Annotated in this window: 35 protein-coding genes and 1 tRNA gene; 17 read left to right on the top strand and 19 right to left on the bottom strand. The window is 37.9% G+C overall.

The genetic code is table 11. The features are described 5' to 3' along the window. The first annotated feature begins 48 nt into the window (after positions 1-48). The 4 genes from A3G3_RS14430 (at position 49) to A3G3_RS0101480 (ending at position 1,325) form a co-directional block, all read left to right on the top strand. A complete protein-coding gene (locus tag A3G3_RS14430; RefSeq protein WP_019518775.1) occupies positions 49-207 on the top strand; it encodes a hypothetical protein in 159 nt (52 codons plus the stop codon). Positions 208-378: 171 nt separating this feature from the next. Beyond that, on the top strand, positions 379-711 hold the full coding sequence (locus A3G3_RS0101490; protein WP_019518774.1) for a WG repeat-containing protein: 333 nt from the start codon (positions 379-381) through the stop codon (positions 709-711). After that, a complete protein-coding gene (locus tag A3G3_RS0101485) occupies positions 711-899 on the top strand; it encodes an oxidoreductase-like domain-containing protein (protein WP_019518773.1) in 189 nt (62 codons plus the stop codon). The genes A3G3_RS0101490 and A3G3_RS0101485 overlap by 1 nt, the downstream gene beginning before the upstream one ends. A gap of 57 nt (positions 900-956) precedes the next feature. Next, positions 957-1,325 (top strand): 5-carboxymethyl-2-hydroxymuconate Delta-isomerase, encoded by a 369-nt coding sequence (locus tag A3G3_RS0101480; protein ID WP_019518772.1) that lies wholly within the window; start codon positions 957-959, stop codon positions 1,323-1,325. A 17-nt stretch (positions 1,326-1,342) separates the two neighbouring features. Here A3G3_RS0101480 and A3G3_RS0101475 read toward each other — a convergent pair whose 3' ends face one another. Beyond that, positions 1,343-2,179: a sulfite exporter TauE/SafE family protein gene (locus A3G3_RS0101475; protein ID WP_019518771.1), complete on the bottom strand. Its 837-nt coding sequence runs from the start codon at positions 2,177-2,179 to the stop codon at positions 1,343-1,345. A gap of 50 nt (positions 2,180-2,229) precedes the next feature. After that, on the bottom strand, positions 2,230-2,454 hold the full coding sequence (ccoS, locus tag A3G3_RS12920) for a cbb3-type cytochrome oxidase assembly protein CcoS (RefSeq protein ID WP_019518770.1): 225 nt from the start codon (positions 2,452-2,454) through the stop codon (positions 2,230-2,232). Between the two features lie 281 nt (positions 2,455-2,735). On the opposite strand from ccoS, the gene A3G3_RS0101465 reads away from it, so the two are divergent. Continuing rightward, positions 2,736-3,053: a rhodanese-like domain-containing protein gene (locus tag A3G3_RS0101465; protein ID WP_019518769.1), complete on the top strand. Its 318-nt coding sequence runs from the start codon at positions 2,736-2,738 to the stop codon at positions 3,051-3,053. Positions 3,054-3,093: 40 nt separating this feature from the next. Here the strand turns inward: A3G3_RS0101465 and A3G3_RS0101460 are convergent, their stop codons facing one another. Together A3G3_RS0101460 and pnuC are read right to left on the bottom strand one after the other, a co-directional pair. Then, positions 3,094-3,702, bottom strand: a complete 609-nt coding sequence (locus A3G3_RS0101460) for an AAA family ATPase (protein ID WP_019518768.1) — start codon at positions 3,700-3,702, stop codon at positions 3,094-3,096. Next, complete coding sequence (pnuC, locus tag A3G3_RS0101455) at positions 3,648-4,340, bottom strand: nicotinamide riboside transporter PnuC (protein ID WP_019518767.1); 693 nt, start codon at positions 4,338-4,340, stop codon at positions 3,648-3,650. The genes A3G3_RS0101460 and pnuC overlap by 55 nt, the downstream gene beginning before the upstream one ends. Before the next feature lie 230 nt (positions 4,341-4,570). On the opposite strand from pnuC, the gene prfA reads away from it, so the two are divergent. Then, positions 4,571-5,653, top strand: coding sequence for a peptide chain release factor 1 (gene prfA, locus A3G3_RS0101445; protein ID WP_026212778.1), 1,083 nt, complete (start codon positions 4,571-4,573; stop codon positions 5,651-5,653). A 425-nt stretch (positions 5,654-6,078) separates the two neighbouring features. Here prfA and A3G3_RS0101435 read toward each other — a convergent pair whose 3' ends face one another. The 12 genes from A3G3_RS0101435 to A3G3_RS0101380 form a co-directional block, all read right to left on the bottom strand. Beyond that, on the bottom strand, positions 6,079-6,282 hold the full coding sequence (locus A3G3_RS0101435) for a helix-turn-helix transcriptional regulator (RefSeq protein ID WP_019518763.1): 204 nt from the start codon (positions 6,280-6,282) through the stop codon (positions 6,079-6,081). 280 nt (positions 6,283-6,562) lie between these two features. Further along, positions 6,563-6,853: a hypothetical protein gene (locus A3G3_RS0101430; RefSeq protein ID WP_019518762.1), complete on the bottom strand. Its 291-nt coding sequence runs from the start codon at positions 6,851-6,853 to the stop codon at positions 6,563-6,565. Next, positions 6,850-7,005 carry a hypothetical protein gene (locus A3G3_RS14425; protein WP_019518761.1) on the bottom strand — a complete coding sequence of 52 codons (156 nt, stop codon included), beginning with the start codon at positions 7,003-7,005 and terminating at the stop codon, positions 6,850-6,852. Before A3G3_RS14425 ends, A3G3_RS0101430 begins: the two co-directional genes overlap by 4 nt. Further along, positions 6,993-7,379, bottom strand: coding sequence for a DUF551 domain-containing protein (locus tag A3G3_RS0101420; protein WP_019518760.1), 387 nt, complete (start codon positions 7,377-7,379; stop codon positions 6,993-6,995). The genes A3G3_RS14425 and A3G3_RS0101420 overlap by 13 nt, the downstream gene beginning before the upstream one ends. Positions 7,380-7,382: 3 nt before the next feature. Further along, on the bottom strand, positions 7,383-7,583 hold the full coding sequence (locus A3G3_RS0101415) for a DUF551 domain-containing protein (RefSeq protein WP_019518759.1): 201 nt from the start codon (positions 7,581-7,583) through the stop codon (positions 7,383-7,385). Beyond that, a complete protein-coding gene (locus A3G3_RS0101410; protein WP_019518758.1) occupies positions 7,576-7,758 on the bottom strand; it encodes a hypothetical protein in 183 nt (60 codons plus the stop codon). The genes A3G3_RS0101415 and A3G3_RS0101410 overlap by 8 nt, the downstream gene beginning before the upstream one ends. A gap of 105 nt (positions 7,759-7,863) precedes the next feature. Continuing rightward, entirely contained in the window at positions 7,864-8,604 is a 741-nt protein-coding gene (locus tag A3G3_RS0101405) for a hypothetical protein (RefSeq protein WP_019518757.1), read from the bottom strand. Continuing rightward, positions 8,601-9,242 carry an ATP-binding protein gene (locus tag A3G3_RS0101400; RefSeq protein WP_019518756.1) on the bottom strand — a complete coding sequence of 214 codons (642 nt, stop codon included), beginning with the start codon at positions 9,240-9,242 and terminating at the stop codon, positions 8,601-8,603. The genes A3G3_RS0101405 and A3G3_RS0101400 overlap by 4 nt, the downstream gene beginning before the upstream one ends. A gap of 116 nt (positions 9,243-9,358) precedes the next feature. After that, a complete protein-coding gene (locus A3G3_RS14420; protein WP_019518755.1) occupies positions 9,359-9,517 on the bottom strand; it encodes a hypothetical protein in 159 nt (52 codons plus the stop codon). A gap of 81 nt (positions 9,518-9,598) precedes the next feature. Then, a complete protein-coding gene (locus A3G3_RS13895) occupies positions 9,599-10,432 on the bottom strand; it encodes a BRO-N domain-containing protein (RefSeq protein WP_019518754.1) in 834 nt (277 codons plus the stop codon). A 322-nt stretch (positions 10,433-10,754) separates the two neighbouring features. Further along, positions 10,755-11,255, bottom strand: coding sequence for a hypothetical protein (locus A3G3_RS0101385; protein WP_019518753.1), 501 nt, complete (start codon positions 11,253-11,255; stop codon positions 10,755-10,757). Beyond that, positions 11,248-11,427, bottom strand: a complete 180-nt coding sequence (locus tag A3G3_RS0101380) for a hypothetical protein (protein WP_019518752.1) — start codon at positions 11,425-11,427, stop codon at positions 11,248-11,250. The genes A3G3_RS0101385 and A3G3_RS0101380 overlap by 8 nt, the downstream gene beginning before the upstream one ends. A 786-nt stretch (positions 11,428-12,213) precedes the next feature. On the opposite strand from A3G3_RS0101380, the gene A3G3_RS0101375 reads away from it, so the two are divergent. From A3G3_RS0101375 to A3G3_RS0101330, 10 genes are all read left to right on the top strand, one after another. Then, a tRNA-Met gene (locus tag A3G3_RS0101375) sits at positions 12,214-12,290 on the top strand. Positions 12,291-12,531: 241 nt separating this feature from the next. Further along, the gene (locus A3G3_RS0101370) at positions 12,532-12,879 is read left to right on the top strand and encodes a M48 family metalloprotease (protein ID WP_156802066.1); all 348 of its coding nucleotides are present in this window, start codon (positions 12,532-12,534) and stop codon (positions 12,877-12,879) included. Then, a complete protein-coding gene (locus A3G3_RS0101365; protein ID WP_019518750.1) occupies positions 12,863-13,195 on the top strand; it encodes a hypothetical protein in 333 nt (110 codons plus the stop codon). Before A3G3_RS0101370 ends, A3G3_RS0101365 begins: the two co-directional genes overlap by 17 nt. After that, positions 13,176-14,636, top strand: coding sequence for a hypothetical protein (locus A3G3_RS0101360; RefSeq protein WP_019518749.1), 1,461 nt, complete (start codon positions 13,176-13,178; stop codon positions 14,634-14,636). Before A3G3_RS0101365 ends, A3G3_RS0101360 begins: the two co-directional genes overlap by 20 nt. Positions 14,637-14,717: 81 nt before the next feature. Further along, entirely contained in the window at positions 14,718-15,779 is a 1,062-nt protein-coding gene (locus A3G3_RS0101355; RefSeq protein WP_019518748.1) for an energy transducer TonB, read from the top strand. A gap of 67 nt (positions 15,780-15,846) precedes the next feature. Further along, positions 15,847-16,473, top strand: a complete 627-nt coding sequence (locus tag A3G3_RS12910; RefSeq protein WP_019518747.1) for a hypothetical protein — start codon at positions 15,847-15,849, stop codon at positions 16,471-16,473. A gap of 100 nt (positions 16,474-16,573) precedes the next feature. Next, the gene (locus tag A3G3_RS12905; RefSeq protein WP_019518746.1) at positions 16,574-17,215 is read left to right on the top strand and encodes a hypothetical protein; all 642 of its coding nucleotides are present in this window, start codon (positions 16,574-16,576) and stop codon (positions 17,213-17,215) included. Next, the gene (locus tag A3G3_RS12900; RefSeq protein WP_019518745.1) at positions 17,215-17,685 is read left to right on the top strand and encodes a hypothetical protein; all 471 of its coding nucleotides are present in this window, start codon (positions 17,215-17,217) and stop codon (positions 17,683-17,685) included. Before A3G3_RS12905 ends, A3G3_RS12900 begins: the two co-directional genes overlap by 1 nt. Then, positions 17,678-18,388, top strand: a complete 711-nt coding sequence (locus A3G3_RS12895; RefSeq protein WP_019518744.1) for a DNA-methyltransferase — start codon at positions 17,678-17,680, stop codon at positions 18,386-18,388. Before A3G3_RS12900 ends, A3G3_RS12895 begins: the two co-directional genes overlap by 8 nt. Continuing rightward, positions 18,385-19,269: a hypothetical protein gene (locus A3G3_RS0101330; protein WP_019518743.1), complete on the top strand. Its 885-nt coding sequence runs from the start codon at positions 18,385-18,387 to the stop codon at positions 19,267-19,269. The genes A3G3_RS12895 and A3G3_RS0101330 overlap by 4 nt, the downstream gene beginning before the upstream one ends. On the opposite strand, the gene A3G3_RS0101325 is transcribed toward A3G3_RS0101330, so the two are convergent. After that, the gene (locus tag A3G3_RS0101325) at positions 19,266-19,517 is read right to left on the bottom strand and encodes a hypothetical protein (protein WP_019518742.1); all 252 of its coding nucleotides are present in this window, start codon (positions 19,515-19,517) and stop codon (positions 19,266-19,268) included. The two genes, A3G3_RS0101330 and A3G3_RS0101325, sit on opposite strands and share 4 nt — an antisense overlap. Positions 19,518-19,578: 61 nt before the next feature. Here A3G3_RS0101325 and A3G3_RS0101315 point away from each other — a divergent pair, with 61 nt between their 5' ends. Continuing rightward, the gene (locus A3G3_RS0101315; RefSeq protein WP_019518741.1) at positions 19,579-20,127 is read left to right on the top strand and encodes a hypothetical protein; all 549 of its coding nucleotides are present in this window, start codon (positions 19,579-19,581) and stop codon (positions 20,125-20,127) included. A gap of 47 nt (positions 20,128-20,174) precedes the next feature. Here A3G3_RS0101315 and A3G3_RS13890 read toward each other — a convergent pair whose 3' ends face one another. Continuing rightward, complete coding sequence (locus A3G3_RS13890) at positions 20,175-21,002, bottom strand: KilA-N domain-containing protein (protein ID WP_019518740.1); 828 nt, start codon at positions 21,000-21,002, stop codon at positions 20,175-20,177. A 684-nt stretch (positions 21,003-21,686) separates the two neighbouring features. Beyond that, complete coding sequence (locus tag A3G3_RS12885; RefSeq protein WP_019518739.1) at positions 21,687-22,118, bottom strand: phage antirepressor N-terminal domain-containing protein; 432 nt, start codon at positions 22,116-22,118, stop codon at positions 21,687-21,689. Positions 22,119-22,218: the final 100 nt, after the last annotated feature.

Here is a 22,218-nt window from a genome sequence, read left to right as displayed (position 1 = left end):
ACCGATTTTAAAAATCTATTTTAACAAAATGAGACTAACAGGATTTTTATGAAATTTGGCTTTGTTGTGTCTTTACTTGCTATGATTACCTTGCATCAAGCGAATGCCCAAGACTTTGGCTATTTAACCAAAAGTGATGAGTTGTATTGCAAAGTTGATGTACTTTTTCCCAAAGAAAATGCAGATAAAGATGGCTGTGTTTTTTAGATATGCTAAACATAATAATTATATAGGCTACGCGACAACCAAAGGAAAAATTATCATTCCCCCTATTTACCAAGTGCTGTCGGATACTCGGCAAATCCCGATTATCTAGTTACAACGAAATATATTGGTGTATCTCAAGGTAACCTGGATGAACGCAAAGGAAAGTATGGCATGTTGGATAAAGCCAATCATGTTATTATTGCTTTTGAGTATGATTTGATAGAAAAAATGCAAAGTAATAATTTATTTATTGCGACAAAGGGCGATTGGAATAATGACGAAAAAAATGTTAAATCAGGTGTTTATAATGCCAAAGGTGAATTGATTGTACCCGTTGAATATTTTGGCGGTATTAATGTGATTAAAGGTAAAATGCAAGATTTTATTTTAATCATGGTTAATGGGAAATATGGCACTATGAATGATAATGGCAAGTTTATTTATCAGCCTAAATATACGTTTGAAGAAATTAACCGAATTGCAGAAAAACTAAGTGATAGCTAATGACTAATCAACCAACAAATTGCGAACCGTTACTAGAAGAACCCACATACCCCGAAGACTGGGAATGTTGCAACAACGGCTGTGAAGAAATGTGTGTTTACGAACTCTACCGAGTACAAAAACAAGCCTATGACGACCAGCAAAGACGCCTAAAACAACTCAACGAATTGGCAAAACCTGCCGATTAATTTTTAAATTATTTTTTCAAAATTTGTTAAAATAAACTGTGTAAAAAAGGAAAAATCATGCCACACATTATCATTGAAACTAGCCAAAATATCCAATTAAGACAAGCGGATACCTTGCTAAAAAAAATTAACGAAAATCTTTGGCAAACAGGCGAATTTGATAAATCGATTGCTATTAAATCCCGTATTTACAAATCAGCACACAGCCTAATCGGCATACAGCCGAGCGAAGATAGCTTTATTGCGGTGCAATTTTGTTTGATGAGTGGACGAGATGAAGCTACCAAAGCTAAGCTGGTTCAGCAAATTTTTGACAGTATCGTGCATCATGTCAAACACGTCGAGCAGATTAACACCGCCGAAAAACTGCAAGTTACCATTAATACCACCGAATTATCACCACAATATTTTAAACAATCTATTTAATTTAAATTTATCTTAAATTAATGATTGTGGTTTGCTGAGCCGTGTGAATGTTGGTGTGAATGCTCATTAGATTTAGTTGGCATTGGCATGCTGTGATGGTTCACATCATGCATTCGGCTATGTTCGTGTGTGAGTTCTTGCGTGGAATGGGCGTTTGGCATTTCGTGGTGATGACTGTGTGAACCGTGGTGCATTGCCATTGGTAAAAAAATCACCGCAAGCCCTGATAATGCCATAATGATGCCATTGGCTTGGCGTAAGCGAAAGCGTTTAATCCGAGCCTGTAACGCCACTACCGTGCCTTGCGTGGCGAGTAACATCGGCAACGTACCAAGCCCAAACGTAAACATCAACATCGCCCCTGTCAAGGTATCACGCCCAACGACCGCCATCAGCAATGCCCCATACACTAAGCCACACGGCAAAAATCCCCACAACAGTCCTGCAATTAAGGCTTTTGGCACGGTGTTTAATGGAAAGATTTTTTGGCGAATGGGTGACATTGATTGCCAAATTTTTGCCCCTGCTTTTTCTAATTGGGTTAATAATGGCAGTCCAAGCATGGACAAACCCACCAAAATCAACACACCACCGATTAACAGTCTTGGCAAACTATTGCCGACTAATATCGGTTGTAACACGGTCGTACCAATCAGCCCTGCAATCACGCCAAGCAATGCATAACTCAGCAATCGCCCAAAATGATAAGTCATAATTAGCAAGCTTTTTTGTGATGCCGAAAGCGACTGCATGGACAGCCCAAATGCCGTAACAATGCCCCCACACATTCCCAAGCAATGGGGTGAGCCAAAAAAACCCATACCAAGTGCCATTAATAATAATGCAACGGTCATATTTTCTCCACAATTGGCAAATTTTTACAATTTTTTGTGATATTTAATGATTATTTATCTTGATTGTTTTTGTGATTTACGGTATTGTCACTTTGATTATTTGGTGGTGGTGCTTTGAGCTGTTCACGGCGAAATTGGCGGTCATCAAGGATAACTCGCTGAGATTCGTTGTCTAAGTCATCGAATTGGCGAGATTTTATCGCATAATAAATCGCAAAAATCGCACAAATAAACATGACTAAGCTAATCGGAATTAAAAAATAAATACTCTGCATGGCGTACCGCTTATTAAGGCTAGTGTGGTGTTTTGAAATAATTTGATTTTTTGACAAGGTTTTTGGTTACAATTGTTATGTTGTAACATTTTTTGAGTTATTATACGCCAAATTTTTACAAAAAAATACAGAATTTTCACAAGCTTATCAAATTTTTTACATTTACAATCAAGCAATATTTTTTGCTATTTTACAACTTCAAATTTGCAAAATTGTGTTATGATGATCTTGTGAGATAAAGTTAACCTTTAAATTTTTAGTTAAATAAAGTTGAAATAATTATGTTAAAATCTTTAAAAATGTTAAATAAAAAGCGACTATTAACCATTTCTGCTCTTGCATTGGCAGGGGTTTTGTTAATCCCAAACGTACAAGCCAAAACGGTGGTGATTGATGTTCGTACGCCTGAAGAATACCAAATGAATCACCCAAGTGGTGCGATTAACATTCCGCATAGCGAAATTGTGGCAAAAATTGGTAGCCAAGGCGTGAGCAAATCTGACACAATTAAGCTATATAGCGGGGCGAGTAGTCGTGCGGAAAAAGCTAAAAATGACCTACAGTCAGCAGGTTATAGCAATGTGGAAGTACAAAAATAAGTTGGTTTTGTTGGTTTTTTAAAGTTATATTTGATTGATTTTAAATTCGCTTTAATAAATCAACCACCGTTTGTACACGTTGTTGCCGGTTGCCTGAAATAGCAATAAACCCCATGTCAAAAGCATTCAAAAAATTGACAAAGTTTTGTCGCATTTTGTTGTGTCCATGTGGCAAATCTCGCATTCCATCTGCCACCCATTCTACGCCGATATTATCGGTTAACAATACCAAATCATAGCGGTAGTGATTGGCGTGTTGCTTAATTTCGCTTGGGCAAGCGTCAAAATACCAATGGCTGTAGACCATAATTTCAAACAAGCCTGTATCACAAAAAATATAAGGGGATTGCTGTCGTTCGGCTTGGCTAATTGTTTGATTTTCACCAATTATTTGTCCAATCGCAATTGGTAATAAATCCTCCCATTGACACACATAATCCCTCGGTTTTTTTGCCAAATAAGTTCGCATAAATTCGTTAACAATCGGTGCGTGAAAATATATGCCCAAATCTTGGGTGAGTGTGCTTTTGCCTGTGCATTCCGCCCCCAAAATCAGCACTTTTTTCACATGGCTAATCGTAGGTTTTGGAATAGTTAAGCCATTTTGGGTTTTTGGGTTAAGCGTTGTTGCGTTAACAGTTTTTGCCATGACAAATAACCTAAAATCGCCACAAGAGTAAATAAAAAATACTGCACAGAGGTGAAAATCATCCCTTTGTAAAAATATAACGGCACGCTAATCGCATCGGCGATAATCCACACTAGCCAATTTTCAATTTTGCGACTTGCCATCAGCAACATCGCCACCAAAAATAGCCCTGTGGTCAAAATATCCACATAATCCGTCCAAGCAAACTGGGAAAAACCTAAAATAACATTATCCATACTAAAATGATTATTAATAAAAGGTTTAAAATAATACACGATAGCGACAAATATAAAACTGGCAATCGCAATCGAGCCAAGTTTTTGCCATTCTTTAAATGTGGTAGTGGCAATCATTACAAGATTTTGATCTTGTTTGTTTTTTTGCCAATTTATCCAGCCAAAAATCGCCATTGCTGAATAGTAAAGATTAATCAGCATATCGCCAAACAGTTGCCATTGCCACAACAAATACACATACAAACCCGTGCTAATCAAACCGACAGGAAATACCAACATGTTGCCACGCTTTGACAACAATACCGAAATCAGCCCAAACACGCTCGCAATCAGCTCTAACGTTATGAGTAGGGGACTATAATCTTGATATTGGGCGAAAAGCCAGTTGAAAAAATCGGTCATTTTTGGAAAACTGGTAAAAAAAATTGGCGGTTAAGTTTGGTGAAAAATTGCCATAGTGTAACACAAAATTTGGCAAAATTGGTAAAAATGTCCAAACACGTTTAAAATTGCAAAAAATTGGGCAAAAGCCAATAAAATCCATGCAAAATTTCTGATTTTATGGCAAAATAGACGGTCTGTTTTACCAAACATTTTATCTCAAACCTTGTAAAAATATTGAAAAAATAGTTATGAAAGAAAGTTTAAGATTTCGCCTAGACCAAATGGCGGACAGATTTGAAGAAGTTACCGTACTTTTATCTGAGCCAGAGACCATGGCGGACAACAAAAAATTTCGTGAATTGTCAGTAGAACACAGCGATTTATCTGAGTTGGTGGCGACTTGGCACACTTTTACTCAAGCCGAAGAAGATTTAAAAACGGCGGAAGAAATGCTTGCCGACCCTGATATGAAAGAGCTGGCTACGGAAGAAATCCAAGAAGCAAAAGCCAAAATTCATGAATTGACCGAAGTTTTAAATGTAATGATGTTGCCAAAAGACCCGAATGATAAGGCGACAGCATTCTTAGAAATACGTGCGGGTACAGGTGGCGATGAAGCGGGGATTTTTTCAGGTGATTTATTTCGTATGTACGAAAAATATGCCCAATCTCAAGGCTGGACGGTAGAAATTTTGTCTGCTAATGAGTCTGAACACGGTGGTTATAAAGAAATCATCAGCCGTGTGTCGGGTAATGGGGTGTATGGTCGCTTGAAGTTTGAAAGTGGGGCTCATCGTGTCCAGCGTGTGCCTGAAACCGAATCTCAGGGGCGTGTACATACGTCCGCCTGTACGGTGGCTGTCATGCCTGAAGTGGAAATTGATGATACGGTGGAGATTAACCCAAGCGATTTGCGTATTGATACGTATCGTGCGAGTGGTGCAGGCGGTCAGCATATTAACAAGACCGATTCTGCCGTTCGAATTACCCACATTCCCACAGGCACAGTGGTGGAATGTCAGCAAGAACGCTCTCAGCACGCCAATAAAGATAAAGCAATGAAAATGCTGGTGTCAAAAATACAGCAAGAAAAAGTGCAAAAACAAATTGATGCCAGTAGCGATATGAGACGAAATTTGGTTGGCTCGGGTGACCGTAGCGAGCGTATTCGCACCTATAATTTTCCGCAAGGGCGTATGACCGACCATCGTATTAATCTAACCCTATACAAGCTAGATGCCATTATGCAGGGCGATTTAAATGAACTGATTGATAGTTTATTACGAGAACATCAGGCGGATTTGATGGCAAGTGTGGGTGGGGAGAGTTAAGTGAGAATTTAGGGGTAATGAAATGCGGTCATTTACACAAAAATTACCCTAAGCATGAATTTCAAAAAATGTCCTACAAATCAACAGAACAAAAATGTATTGCTTGGTTTGAGTTAATTCACTTAGAATTTAGATCTAAATCTTTACTGAAAGCAGTGCTGGAAAGTTATTGGTTTGATAATGAGAAATAGTACTCATTAAATTACCTGTATGGTTTAAGAAAAATAAAAACCCTTGATTTTTTATCAAGGGTTTGATTTGGTACCAGTGGTCGGAACTGAATAACAAATATAACCCATTGAATTTTATATATTTTATCTTTCAAAAAAATTTACAGGGTGCAATTTGGGGTGCATTCCCAAATCTGCTATCTTTTTTGGCAAAAAAATAAGGCGTAGATATGCTATCACATCTACGCCCTTTTGTCATTCAACTTTCCATTTTTTCGGGTCGGTAAGCCACGCATTGACTTCATCGTTTTTCCAAACCGTTACGCTGGCATTTATTCGTTGCGGTTCAGGGAATTTGCCGTCTTTACATCTTCGCCATAGGGTCGTCCGACCAAATGGCAAAAATGGTAAAATATCTTTGGCGGTGGATAGTCCGCCTTGTACTAATGGTTTACTCATTGTCCTTTCTCCACTTTCTCAAGTTTAATTTCGTTAAAGTATTTTTTGACTTGGCTAGGATAATGGGTTTGTTCAACCCATTCTACTAATCCATTGATTGATTTGCCATGTTTTAAGCCGACTTCACGGCTGGCGTGGTGGCAATAATGGCAAACACAAGATTTTTATTTTGGGTCAAAATAAATCTTGTAACTGGTAAATGGGCTTGTTGTTACTAGATGTTGGTATGGGGTAATTTTCCATTTTAGCGGTTTTGGTTGATAGAGTAGCATTTTTTCACCTATGAATTATCATGCGGTATTGACAAGGTTGCTATTTTTATCGGTGGACTTTCAAGCTCACCACCATAAAACTGCTCAATCTTGGCTTTATTTTCAGGACTGGCTAAAAATACGATTGGCTCAATATGGTATTTTGATGATAAGCCGTTTTCGTGAAAATCAATGAATATGTCATCATTAACAAAAGCCCTTAACGGACGATTTTCATTCAAACTTTCAATAACCTTTAACGCCTTTCTTGAATAACTGGGGATATATACATAATCCCCTAATTTGATTTGCTCTTTCATGCTTCACCTTTCTTGTATTTGATAAAAAATCCAAAACCACCCATGTAACTGTTATGGGTAACGATAACATCTACAATCACATAACCCTGTTTAATCAAATCTTCTTGGTCTCTATTCAGACTATTTTGATAACTCTGCTTCAAAAAAAACATTTTCTTACTCCTTTTGGTGGATTTGGCAGTTTTCGCCAATTTGTTACACTGTCAAGATAGACATCACGACAAACATCAAGAATATACTTGCCATTTTGAACAGTTAGATTGTCAGCTTTGGAAAAGCATTTATATTCATCAGAATATACGCCATAAACAACCGTACCATCTTTTAAGATAATATGACAAATTTCTTCATCATTTGGCAATCCATCTTTAACACTAACCCATTTATCGGTAGTACGAATGGACTGTTGAATAACTGCCCCACCCAAAAAGACATTGCCATCACCGACATGATTACAACCAAAAATATGAGTATTTGGCTGTTGATTTGATTGTGATTTATTTTTCTTTTTAAAAAAATTAAACATCTTTCACTCCTTAGGTGGTTGTGGTAGTGGTTGCCAATGGGTTATAAAATCATGATAAAAGTTGAATTTGTTTATCGCTTGACAAAATTCTACAATATCAATTTTTTTAAAATATGAGCCATCGTGAAATTCACGGTCATAGCAAACTAAGTAAAACCCATTTTCACTCGGCAACCGCTCATCTACGCTTATCCAATTACTCATCATCTTCCCCTAGATTTCTACCAACAATAATATTAACGCCAACTCCACTTTCTCTTGAAATATATCTAAATACTAATTTCATCACCTCTGTTAATTCATCATGTGTATCTTTCTCAAGTTCTAACCAAGCTTGTTCAAACTCTGCAATGGCTTTTTTAATAATTTCAATATTCATACCTTTTCCTTAATTTGTCGCTCAAAATAAGCGATTTTTGATTAGCCAATGATTAACAAATTGCTTTGCTAATCATTTCTGTTTTCATTGGTTTTCCCTTTAAAATCAAAACGGAATATCTTGGTCCATCACGCCTGCCTGTGGTACGCTCGCCTGTTGATTAAAACCTTGGTGTGGGGCAGGCGTGCGTTGGTAGGTAGTCGCTTGACTGTTAAAAAACTTATTTGGCATATCGTCCGTCATGTCGTTGTTGTAGCCTTGATTTCTGCTTAATTCGTTATCCACTTTTAACTCGCTATCAACCGATTTTTTAAGCATGGTTTGTGTTAGATGCTCAATATCGTTTGGCGGTTGTTGGGCGTTCATTTCACGGTATGATTGGCGGTTTTCATTAAATGCAACATACAATTCTATTTTTTTGCGTTTTTCACCGTTATAGACTTCAAATTCATCAATAAACAAGCCGACAAATTTTTTACCAATCAATTCTTTAGCATTGATACAGTTAACTTGTATCATCGCTTTGCTATTTTGATCGTATTTTTCAACACTCATTTGCGTTGGTGTTAATACTGTTACGCCACATACGCCCATTAAGGCTTGTAATTGGCGGTGTCCAACTTCATTGACTGAGCCGTCCGCTCTTTGGTAATAATAGCTAAAATAGCCACGCTGTTTATCTTTATTTACCACATCAAAGCTCATGCCTTGTGAGCCTGTTTGTGATTTGACAAATTCGGCTCTGATGATTTTAACTAGCTGTTCGCTGTTGCCTGCGAAAAAGTTGCCATTGGCCCCTGCTTTTAGGGCTTCGGATTGGTTGAAGTGGATTGGTTGAAAGTTCATGCTGTTTCTCCGTTAGTTAAGGGGTTTTTGGGGATTTGGTAGTAGTCGCAAATGGCGTTATCTACCAGTTGTAAATCGTTTGGGATTAGGTCATCGTCAAACATTTCAAACGGTGTTTTTACGGTGGTGTTACCGTCATTTCTTGTTAAAAATTGATTTTGATTGTTTTCAATTTTTGTCTGTAAAACGATAGTAACTAAGCCTTCAGGCGTGATTTTTTCATCAATGAATTTACCCAACGTTTTCATTTTTGTCTTGCCTTCTGTTTCTTGGATATGAGACAAAATGTAGACTCGCTGATACGGCTTCATACCATTGACTGCGGTTAATACAATATCCAAAAATCCTGTATTAATCTCATTAAATTTTTCAAAGCCTTTGGTGGTTGAGTAGCTATAATTGAGCGACATAAAATACTGAAAGTCATCTATCACGATGATAGGGCGTTGTGATTTTTTTAAAATACCAACGATATCCCTTGCGTGATTATTTATGAAAGTTGTAGGTACTTCTGTTTGGCGAAAAGACGGTGGTTTATCAATAGTTTTGATAAGCGTTGTAAGTTTTGGGTCTAAATTTTTTGTACTAAATGTTTTGCCACTACCGCTTTCACCTAGCACCATGGTTACGATTGCCATAATGTTTTCCTTATTTGCACCAAAGAAAGGTTGTAAGGCGGTGGGCGGTTGGTGCGATTACCGCCCTTTCGGTTAATTACGCCTAGCCTTACAAAATGTTAATGCGTTGAAAATCTTTAAGTATTGCTAAAGATTAATGCGATGATTAGGGCAAAAATCACCCAGTTTTTAAAACAGTTTTTGTTTTCTAAAAATTCTATCAATGCGTGGTCGCTTTCGCATGGGGTCAGGCGTTTGCCTTTGGTTAGATATTTGACAAATTCTTGTTGTTCCATGGTTTTTCCTTTTTTTTGGGCGTAAAAAGCCGTTGTTTGTTAAAAGGCTAACAAACAGGTTGGTTTTATGGGGTTAAAGGGTTAAACGATTTTTTGTGGGCATTTCAACAAGTTATCGTGATAGTAGGCTGTTTGTAACTCGCTGACTATCGGGTGAGCTTTGTCGTTTTTGATTTGCGATGGCAATAGTTTTAGTAAATCTCGGCAGTTGTCCTGAATGTCATAATTGATTAGTGCCAGATGTACGCTGACTTTTTCTGCTTTGGCAAAATTTGCCGTGTATAAAAATGGTAGGTATTCATTTTTAACGTGGTTGATGAGAATGGCTGTTTTGGCGAATTGTTTGGCAAGTCGTTCTATCGTTTTTTGCGGTAGTTCTTGGGTTTTTGGTGTTTGTTGTTTTGTTAAGATGATTTCATAGACAAATGCGGTTGCGTCTGCTAGTTGGTGCATGGGTATGCTTTGGATATCGTCCACACCAAACTGGTTGCCGACCATTTTGTAGATGTCTGAACGCAATGTGTTGCCAACTGCGAGTTTATCACAGGCGGTTACTAAGGCTTGGCGTTGGTGGGCGTTGGTTTTTTGGATTGTTGGTTGTCCGACTTCTTTATCCAAGATATCTAACACCCATTGGCGGAATTGTTTTGCTACCGCCGTGCGTGCAAACATGGCGATAAGGTGGCAACCTTTTAATGAAAAAATGCGTGTTTTTTGTAATCCGCCATTTGTTTTTACTTCAGCAATCGTAGTCATTGATGAAGTAAATTCATCTGCATTGCGTTCATAAATTTTGGTAACTGATTGCGTGTCAGCATAATCTAGGGCTTTTGCTAATTCACTAGAAGTTAGCCAAATTTGATTATCTACTTTGATAGGAGTTAAGGTGATGTTCTGGAAAGTTAAAGTACGCATTTTGTTTTACCTTTTTGATAGGGTTAAATTTTCCTAATTTAAATTTAAAAGGGTGGGTCAAATTGACTTATCCTTAAATTAGGAGACCAACGGCTCAAAACCATAAAACAAAAAATGGCGGACTTATTCCCTTGCGGTATTGTATTCGTCGCACCGTCGGTCATAACTTTTCTAAAAAGGCATGCAAATCTATGCCAAAGTGTTTCGGATTAACTTTAGGGCATAAAAATATCACGATGACGGTGTGATGACCGTTTGTTTTATAGGCTTTTGAGACCTTGGGACATATCATAGCAATAAAAAATATGGAAGTCAAGCGTTTTTATGGTGCAAAATTAAAAGATGAAATCCAACGATAACCTTGCAACAAAAAACCAACTAAAATAATAACAACGATTGTACCAATCACGCTGACAACGGCTTCAAAGGCGAGTTGTTGCCAACTTTTGCTTTTGGCAACTTCATATTCTAGGCTTTGCAACTGCGTTTGAATAGGCTGTAAAGTTTGTTTTAGTTGTTCTTGAATTTTTTGATTGGTATTCTCGTTAAGTTGTTCAATAGCATTCTCTAGCGAAAATGATAAAAAATCGCCAACTATTTTATTGGCTTTTAGTTGATAGTGTTCAATACTAGATGGCAGTAGCGAAAGTTGATGAAATTGTGCTAACTGTTCAGGAGTAGGCTCATTACCATTGTTTTGTTGTCTAATTTTTTCTAACCATTCTACTTTGTGTTGTTTGTATAAGCTATAAGCGATAGCCCCTGCTAAATCATTTTCATCTGTTACCAAAATTTGGTAAATCTCGTTATAATGTTTATCCATGTTTATTCACCGATTTTACTGCTTTTGCGTAGGCTTGATTGATTTCTTCACGAGTAGGACGAAAATTTTCAATGGTACGGCGTTGTTCTGGTGTTAGTTGGACATTGGGGCGTTTGCCATTAATAAAGTCTTGTTGTAATTGACGAACGTTTTCAATAGAGAAAGTTAGCATGATTAACTCCTGTCATAGGCTGTATAAATGGCTGTGCGATGATTTATTATAGCATAATGTATTGGAATAATGCTAAAACAACCTAAAAACCAACAACGATTTATGGACGGACACCCATAAACCGTTGTCTATTCGTATCGTGAACTATGCGGTATCTGCCTAAAGTAAGAGTTTAAGGAGTCTTTATCAGATACTGTGGCGGTTATTGAGCCTAGCACACTCACCACTTGTGCTATCCCCTGAAAGAACCACTTATTAAAATAAAAGGGAATGCTGACAATATTCAAACAGCATGGCAAGACTTTACAAAATTACAATCTTTTAATTTAATTTGCTGGGATAAATCCCAGCCTAAAAATTAAAATCTTTTTATAAAAACTATTAAAAAATCTTTATAAAAAGATTGACTGGTTACGCCAGTCAGTCGGATTTTTATCCTAGCCCCATACGGCATTCGCTCTTGCACTTGTCTGTGCCTTTACTACTTGTGGTATGGCAATAGGGTATTATCCGATTTATCCCCTACAATCTGCACTCCGTTTAGGTCTATCCATAACGGCTCGGAAGATACATCTAATTGCGGTTCTCTGCACCGCTTTACAGGTAAGCTACTAACTCACATTGTATCTGCTGTTATTTAATTCAAACAAACTCATCGTTTTGTTTTATGGGATATATTAAAGGTATTCCTTTTTCATGTCAAGAGAAACATTTTATTTTTATTAAAAAATGTTTTCGTATAAAAATATTGACACTTAAGACCTTTATAAATATAATAATACCTATAGCAGGGTGGAGCAGTCTGGTAGCTCATTGGGTTCATAACCCAAAGGTCATTGGTTCAAATCCAATCCCTGCTTCCAGTTTTGTCAAAATGGCGATGAATAATATGCTCCTTGTTTGTTTGTAAAAACATTTTGACAAAAACGCCCTAAATACCCATTTCCCCTATAGTTACACCTAGGACTATTAGGGGCTTTTTTTTGGAACATCTTTTTATCCACGCCCAAAAATCATCAATAATACCCCAAATCCCAACCTGAGATGATAATGATGAATGCTTATATAATTGATGTTTTTTTAGCTTTTTGGGCTTTTTTTAGCTTGTCTTTATTAATTTTTCAAAATGCTAGCTTAATCGCAAGGCTTAATGAGCGAGTGGACAATCATTCTTTTGTGCATTATTTTAACCAAAATGTAAAACTTAGCTTGTATATTAGTTTTTTACCCATGTTTATCTTTGCTTTTTTGGTTTGGCGATTTGCTGAACTGTTGATTTTTGCAAAAATGTGGGGGGCTGGAGCGGTTGGGTTGATTGTGATTATGGGGTTGGCAGGCGTGGCTATGATTTGGTTGTCGGTTTTGATACAGCTTATTTTACGCATGGCGAAAGTGCCAACCAATCCTAAGCTATCAGCGAATATGGGTGGATATCATGATTACAACGGATAAGATTGTTGCGATGATTCATCATTGGTTGGCGACACCTGCCAATGGCTATTTTGCTCAAAGTTATGGCAATGACATCAAAAAACATTTGCTTGTTAATTTGTCAGCTTTTACTGCGGATGAATTTATCCGAAAAATGAAACAAGATATTCCTGTTTTACAGCAATTAAATAGCGACCAATTAAGCATTGTTAGTCAGACGGTTGATTTTGAAAGTGTCAAGGTGTTTATCAAATTGGGTCATATCTTAATTGATGTGGGATTATCAAAAAATAGCAATCTAGGAGATACAGCATATTATGACCCTACAGCGAACTAATCTTAACACCACAATTGAAAATGCGTTAAATGACTATCCAGAGATTGCAGAGCGTTGGCAGGTGGGCGACCCTACGGTTACGGCATTGATGACTGCCATGCGTGAGCTAGTAATTGCGTTAAGCCGTGATAATGAAGTTAATATTATTGAGCCTTTTATAAAATCTAACAATCGCACGATTATGGCGGACGCTATCAATAAGGGGATTTTGCCTGTTGCTACGCCTTGTCAATATCGCTTAGTCATTGAAAATACGGGCGAAAATACCGTTACACTTAATCAAGGGCGGGTTGTGGAAGACGGTACAGGCAGGCAATGGCGATTGTTGTCAGCGATAACGGTTGGTGCAGGAGGGAGCCAAACGGTAGAATGTGAACAGAGCATTATCTACGAACAAAATTTAACCATTGCAGTGAGTGAGCCATTTTATCAGCTGAATATTAGCACAAATAGTGATGAATATATTGCAGGGATTGATGTTGTCAATTTAACGCAAAAATCTAAATTTCATTATAAACCAAAATTTATGAATGCCAAAGCAGGGGATAAGGTTTATACGCTGTTTAGTGATGATTTCGCAGATATTGTGATTATGTTTGGTGATAGTAGTCGTATCGGTCAGACGGTACAGGCAGGTGATGAGTACCGCCTGTATATCACAAAAACCTATGGTTTTGTCGATAATAGCACGTTAAAACAGGCATCTCTCAATGACTTGCTAAGTAATGACGAACGCTATCTTAATCTGTATTTTAGCCCTGATGGCTTGATACGATCAGGGGCAAATCCTTTGACGGTGTCGCAAATGCGATTGTTAGCCAGTTTTCCGTCCACGTATGACCATAATGCGGTGTTTATGGGCAATTTTGATATGTTGGTTCGTTGGCATTTTATGAGCCGTTTTCGCTACATGGCAATCTGGAATGAGACCGTACACGAAAAGTTTTATGGGGCAAATCTTGATAATATCAATCATTTGAATTTAACCGTGGTTGCCAATGAGCCTGCTGAACAAAATTTGTTGATTAATGATATTCAAAAATTGGTGGCAAGGGCGGATAGTTTGTTTGAGGGGCGTGTTAGAGTAAAAGCGGTTGTTGAGCGTCCTTACCAGATTATTATTAATGGTAGTTTGGCAGGTGTGCATGATATTGATAGCGTAAAATCTCAGATTGCAGAATTATTGTTGGCGGCTTTTGGGCGTGGGAGCATTTCTGCAAGCCACCCCAATTATGACGGATTTAACCGACAAGAAATTGCAACGCTTATACGTGAGAAAATCCCTGCGTTTCAGGATAGAATTAGCGATTTTAGCGTACTTGGTGAAGATACGCATACCACGCCGATTAAACCGCATGAATGGGTGTATTTAACAAGAGAGAGCATCAAAATCACATTACAGAGAACCGCTGATACTGGCAGTGCGATGTGGACGTTGTAAGTTAATTTAATTTTTTTTATTTACGGTACTTTGTATATTGTGTTACAATTTGGTAATATTTTAACAAACAAGGTGTGTTTTATGAAATTGCCAATAATAGCTCTAGTCTTTGCTATTTTGCTAACTGGTTGCGATAAATTACCAATCAACAGAGGCGAAACAGCCCAAAATGATGTCGCTAAAAGCATAGAGCAAGAAAATGTAGAAAACCAAGACACTGATATAGAAACACTGGAAGCTAAATTTAAAGAAGAACAAGAAAAATTTAGCCAGGAATTTGGTGAGATAGAGCCAGTTTCTTACAATCCTTGTGTAGATAGTGAATTGGTTAATGGCATTAAACAGGGGATTAAAGATGAGGCAGTAGAGTTGATAAGCTCAAGAATTAAAGTAGAAACCGCTCAACATTTAAGTGAGAATATTTATGGTTCGGATATTACTCTAGGCAACATCTATGATTCTAATGGTGTGTGTGTTGCAACAGCAACCGTGTCATATATTGGCAACAATAAAACCAAAGACAACATGATGCCTGAAATTGTACAATTAATCAATGAAGATATTCAATCAACAGGTGGGTTGTATGATTTATTTAGTGGATCAATGTCTAAGAAAACCTTGGAAAAATTGGGTGTTAATCAGTTTAATATAGACGACTTAAATTCTTTCAAAGGAAATTCTTTTAGTGGGGCAATTCAGTATAGAACCAAAGAGTTTTTGAATGAGAGTGGCGAACAACAAATAGGCTGGCAGGCTCAATGGGATGTTGTGCCGAATATGCTTGCGGTTACTGCGATGTATGATTTAATGTTGCAAAACATTGAAAAAAGCAATGAAAAAATGCAAAAAGAAAAGGTTGAACGAGAGAAACGACAGCTAGAAGTTAGGGAAAAAATATTAAGAAGTTCAGTTAGTAGACACATTGATAGGTATTGGACACCACCAGCAGATTTTAAAGATAGTGTAAAAGTTGATATTACATTTACGCCAGACGGTGAAATTATTAAGCATAAAATACATTCCAATGATGAAGCTGTCATTCAATCTTTACAAGAAGCATTAAGTAAAAGAATACGAATCAATAATGTAACACCAAAACTTACAGAAAATCAAAAAATTACGCTACATTTACAGGGTTCGTAACAGATTGGAACAAACGCTACCCTACCCCTGCCAATTTGCCATAATTAAGATTATTTAGGATAATATTATGGCAATCGGTAAAACACTCACTGCTGAACAACTTACATCACCTATCACGCACAGTCATCTGTATGATGAACTGGAGCGTAGTATGTCGCTTGTATTAGCAGAAATGATTAAAAATCATTTACTTAAAGAAATGAACGATATGTACCATTACGCTACCCCATTTCTGGGTGGAAAAACGGTAGTAGAACGCTTTAGCAAATTACACGGATTGGCGATTTTAAGGCGTGATGACGGTGGTTTGAGTGACAAAATCATGGCGATTATTTTGTCGCAATGGCAAGCGTTGGCAAGTGAACGTGGGTTGGCATTTTTGCAGTTTGTGCTAGATGTGCTTTATCCAAAGCAAAATCAGATTGTGCAACTTTGGCATGATAAAAAAAGAGCCAATGATTATCCGAATTTTTTGTATGAAACTGCCAGTAATCAACGATTTTTAACCAGTCGTATTCGTATTAAATTAAATAGTGATATTAATTTAAATGAATTATCAGAACTCGCTCCAACGTTAAGACGGCTTGTCCCTGCTCATATTGTGCCAGAGATAGCGGTGTATGTTGGGATTGATAACTCAGCAATCGGTATGGCTATGGCGTGTGATAAATATCATGTGGCTGATTTTAGTTGAAGTAAAAAATATTCAGGCTAAACTAGAACGGAACAGCCCCAAAACTATCCTCCCCCCATGTAATAATAAATCCTATCACTAGCAAGATAGGATTTATTGTATGAAGGGTAGTTCACCAACATTAGCCCACTTTAAACGTGAATATGAAACCGCAAAAACACTTGGCACGCCAGCCTTGGCGTGTAATGCGATTTTAATTCCGACAGGCCATGAGCATTTACGCCTACTTATCCAAAACTTTCAACGCCCTATGGTAACCAATAACGATTCAGCTGATATTGACTATGCAGGTGGCTTGGCTGCTCACCGTCCCGGTGTGCCAAAAACCAGTTTTGAAAGCTCAATCACTTGTATTGAAACAGAAAAAGGGGCAATTTCTCAATTTGCTCAAGCTGTGATGAATATGGGTGGTAGTTTAGATAGTTGTCGCATTGTGTTTAATGTATCAGACGGTCAGACCAATACACCGCCGATTGTTTACACGATTTACGATGTGGATTTTACCTTTTCTGATGGCGGCGGTGAGATTGACGCATCTAGCCGTAGTCAGATTTTAACCGTATCTGGCAATATGCGGTATATGTACTTTGGCGAAAATGCGAATATGGGTTCTACGGGGTCAAACGCATTTGACAAAATCAACAGTAAACTAAATGGTGGCAGTACTAATATTGCCTCAACCATTAGTAATATCATTGGTGGATTGGGTGGTAACTCAGGATTCGGAGGATTAGGTGGCTAATGGATTTTGATAAAATCAAACGTGAGAAATACCTTACCCAATACCCAACTGTCAAGGGCAAGCTATCGGAATTTTGTGATAGCTTGTATGACGAGCTTTTAACCAGTGGTTACTCGTTGTTACTTGATGACGTGCAAAATATCGTATTGCAAGAAGTACGATTTTTGGCTGGTTGGTGCAGGCTTGACTGCCAACACAGTGATGATGAACCACCGATAGGTGGATTTAGTTCATTTACGATTGATTTAGACACCGTGTTGTTGGCTGACGAATGGGTAATCATTGAACAAGCGGTACGCTCTCATTGTGATTTGGTCCAGGCAAGGCGTATGGAAGGTTCACAAGCGTTGGGGGTAACGCCTTTTGGTATATCATCATCAGAAGCTTTGCAAAACCATATACAAGCACGAGAAACGATGAAACGTGAAGCATTTCACCATGCCCCTTTTAGTGTGGAATATGATGATTGATTTATACCATAATGACTGTTTGTCGGTTTTGCCGTCTATTCCAGAAAACTCAATAGATTTGGTTTTAACAGATTGTCCGTATAAAATCGTCAGTGGTGGCTGTCGCAAACATATGAAAGGTAATGAAGTTGGTGGAATTTTTGCCAGCCGTAAAACAGAAAAGAGAGATGACTGGAATGAGTACGCTAGTAGTGGAAAGCTATTCAAGCATAATGATATCCAATTTCAGGATTGGATTGGCGAAATTTACCGAGTGCTAAAACATAAATCACATTGTTACATCATGGTAAATAGCCGTAATTTGGCTGAATTGCAAAAACAAGCTGAAAAAGTCGGTTTTACATTCCAAAATCTGTTGATTTGGCATAAAGGCAACGTAACGCCAAATCGTTATTATATGCAAGGATTTGAATGTATTTTAATGTTGCGTAAAGGTGGAGCGAAAACCATTAATCATACTGGCACAAGCAATATTTTAGCCATTCCTAATATTATTGGTAACAAGCAACACCCCACCGAAAAACCTGTAGAACTTATGCAAATCTTGGTGGAAAACTCAACTCAAGTTGGAGAAGTTGTTTTAGACCCATTTATGGGTTGCGGTTCAACTGGGGTTGCTTGCCTAAATAGTGGGCGTGGTTTTATTGGTATTGAAATTGATAAACAATATTTTGATATTGCAGAAAAAAGGTGCTTATCATGATAATTTACACCGAAAATAACCAAGAAATTGGTTCAGATTTGTTGTCGGCGATTTTACGCCATGACCTTGTACCAATTCCTGTAAGCCTTGAAATAACGTGTCGTGCGACAGATGAACTGGTGCAATTACTCGCCGTTGGTAAGGTTTTGACATTGGCGAACGGCATTCATTTAATCATTATCAAATCGCAACATTTTGCCAATCATATTATCAAAGATGGCAAACGCACAGGCTCTATTGCGGTGATTGCGATATTAAAAGGCTGTGAAACTCTGGTGAATGTGGCGAATAAGGCGGTTATTCACGAAAATGTTAGTTTTGGTGAAATCTACCGTAGTTTGGGGGCTAAACTTAAAATAAATGGTGATATCAAGGTGAATAGCTTTACTTGTCTTAACGGTCAGTTGCCAACGGCTCGGATAGCCTTATCACTACAAAAAGAAGGGGCTGTTGTCTGTTATGACCTAAAAAGCCAAAGTATTCACATCAAACGCTTACAAGACTTGTTTCAAGGCAATGCGGTGCTGTATGACCCTAGCAATGTGCAATGGCTCAATAGTACGCAAAGTGATACTTTGTACAATACCAATTATTTATCGTTGGATAATGCGTCATCTGTTGTCGGTCAGGTGAATACTGGTAAGAATATTGACTATATCCCACGCACGGATAACCGAGAATTGCAAAATTTAAGGCGAATTTTGATTACTAAAGGCATTATTATCCGTGCGATTGATGAAAGATTGTCAGCAGGTAATCTATTGTCTATTAATGAACAAAATTATGTGGTATTAACCCATGCCATACGTTTTGATACAGGTAGCATGGGCGGTGGTGCAGTCATGGCGAGTAAAGCGTGGATTGCTCAATTAAATAATTAACGCCCACCGTTTAACATGGTTTCAAGAAACACGATAATTAAAGCGATATAATGTGAAATATAGCGATAAAATACAAACACCAATGGCAAGAATAAGATATATGAAAAAATGACGTAACCCTTGTCATGAATTGATGTGCATAATAAAAAAGGAATCAAAAACGTTACGCCATTTTTTACATAGAAATATAACGCCCTGCGTTTAGGTGAGCTTAACAAATATTGTCGCTGAGATGGTTTTTTTGCCATATTTTATCCCAAAAATAAAAATTTTTGGCTATTATAAAACATTTGATTTGGAAAACAAACGATGAAACCTTATTTTTATCCTGCCAAACTTATAGAATATAACCAAAATGAACGCACTGCACAGGTCCATATTCAAGGATTAACAGACGGCTCTCCAAAGGGATTGACCGCTTTACTGGCTTATCCGATTGGTGATGATGATTTGGACACGGAACGAGAATTATTGAAAGGGGCTGATGTTTGGGTATTTTTTGAAAATGGGGATATGTCCGCCCCTGTAATTGCTTTTTATCGCAGTCATGGAAAGGGTATGGCGGTAAAAGATATCAGACGCATTCGTCAAGAAAATATTGAAGTGCTGGCAAGGTCAAGAATCACACTCAATGCCAAAGATTTGGTAGAAGTCAATGCCGAAAGAGTGGTTATTAACGCTGAAATGGAGTTTAACGGTAATATTACCCACAATGGCGATACTACCCAAAATGGCAATCAAACCACGTCAGGCGTGGTTACAGGTCAGTCTGATGTGGTCGGTGGTGGTAAATCGTTAAACTCACATACTCACGGCGTGTTGTCTAAAGATTATGGCGGTACTAGCCCGCCCAATTAAAAAAAACTGGTTAAAAAACCAGTTTTTTTTTGTGGCAGTGGGGTTTTTCAGGCAATTTTTTGTGGGCATTTCAACAAGTTATCGTGATAGTAGGCTGTTTGTAACTCGCTGACTATCGGGTGAGCGTTGTCGTTTTTGATTTCTGACGGCAATAGTTTGAATAGGTCTTGACAGTTGTCCTGAATGTCATAATTGATTAGTGCCAGATGTACGCTGACTTTTTCTGCTTTGGCAAAATTTGCCGTGTATAAAAATGGTAGGTATTCATTTTTAACGTGGTTGATGAGAATGGCGGTTTTGGCAAATTGACTGGCAAGTCGTTCTATCGTTTTCTGCGGTAGTTCTAGGTTTTTTGGGGTTTGTTGTTTTGCTAAGATGATTTCATAGACAAATGCGGTTGCGTCTGCTAGTTGGTGCATGGGTATGCTTTGGATATCGTCCACACCAAACTGGTTGCCGACCATTTTGTAGATGTCTGAACGCAATGTGTTGCCAACTGCGAGTTTATCACAGGCGGTTACTAAGGCTTGGCGTTGGTGGGCGTTGGTTTTTTTGGGTAAACATGGGATTGCCCCTGTGTTTAGATTGTCAAATGCTCGGATAACTTCAAGGCTAAATTTAGCACTTATCCACATACCATAGCGGATTACCAGTTCACGACAGGCGTAAGTGCCACCTTGTTTGCCTTGTACGGTGTGGTAGGCAACCGTATTTTCTTTTTCCAATTCGGCAATGAGTTCTTTGGTTTCGTCATTACGCATAAAATTACTTGGCTTATGCTTATCTGCACCGCCAGATGATTTGTGTAAATCAGTCAAAGAGAAAAAGCCGTTATGTTGGCTAATTGAAGTGTTTGCAACAATAAGATTTGACATAGTGTATTACCTTTTTCAGTTGGTAGAAAGCCCAAAAGGGCGGATAGGAAGCTGAAAAACCGCTACACTAACGGCGTGTGGTATTGGGTATTTCCACACCTTCCTACCCATAAAAAAGGTAATCGTAAGGATTGGCAATTTTTGTGGGTACAAAAAAAAATCACAAATTTCGCTTGTGATTGGCGAGTGTAAGAAGTTTTTCAGGCTTCGTGTGATTATTCTATAAAAATCAAAATTTATTGTCAAGATATTTTTTGATTTTTTTTAAATGCTCAAATTTGAGCATTTAAGTTTTCTGAAAAATGCCTGTTAGGGTGCTAGGGGTGTTCGTAAGCCGAAGTAAGACGGCTGGGCTTATTCGTGCGATTGCTCGCCTTATCTCACCACCACCCCCAACAAAATTTATGTTGTTGGAATTCCAACATCTTAATTTTTCTAAATGTTGGATTTTCAACATTTTAAATCTTGAAAGGGTTTGCCATTCAATTTATGTTCTGCAAATTTGCAGAGCTTAAATTTTTTGCATTAAAAAACCACGATAACGCTGTGGGGAAACGCTTACTGTTCGGTTACGACACCTTAAATACATAATACAAAATATATGTAGGTTTGTCAATCATTTACCAATAAAAAAATCCGCTCATTTTTGAAGTATGGACGGACTTTTTAAGCGATGATTAATGCTTAGCCAAACTGATTACCAACGGCTAATTTGTCGCACGCTGTTACTAAGGCTTGGCGTTGCTGGGCGTTGGTTTTTTTTGGTTGTCCTTTGTTCCAGTAATTAAACAAGGCTTGGTAGCATTCTTTTTTGTAAGTGATGAGCTTGTCTTTGATTTCGGCTTTGACACGGTTTGTATCTACACCAAATAGCCAACCGTTTAAGTAGTGGATTGGTAGGCATAGCATTTCTTGTAAACCGCCTTTTGTAGGTGCGGTTATGATAACCGTACCTTGTGCAAGTACCTCATCACGATTGATGCGTTGGCGTTGAGCGTCCCAGTTAAGACCAATATTCTCACAAATAGGCTTCATTGCCACATAAGCAATATTGTCTTTTTGTAGGGTGATGAGGGTTTGGTTGTGAAAATTCACGGTTTGGATTTGATTTGTCATAAGACACCTAATGTTTAACATTTTCAGATTTAACCCTAAAAATAGGGCGTTGGGGGGCTGAAAAACCGAACATAGACGGCTGGGATTATTTCCACAAGGG

It is taken from the genome of Moraxella boevrei DSM 14165, from assembly GCF_000379845.1.
GTDB lineage: Bacteria > Pseudomonadota > Gammaproteobacteria > Pseudomonadales > Moraxellaceae > Faucicola > Faucicola boevrei.
Note: the sequence above shows the minus strand (reverse complement) of the source record. Positions and strands in the feature narration are given on the sequence as shown.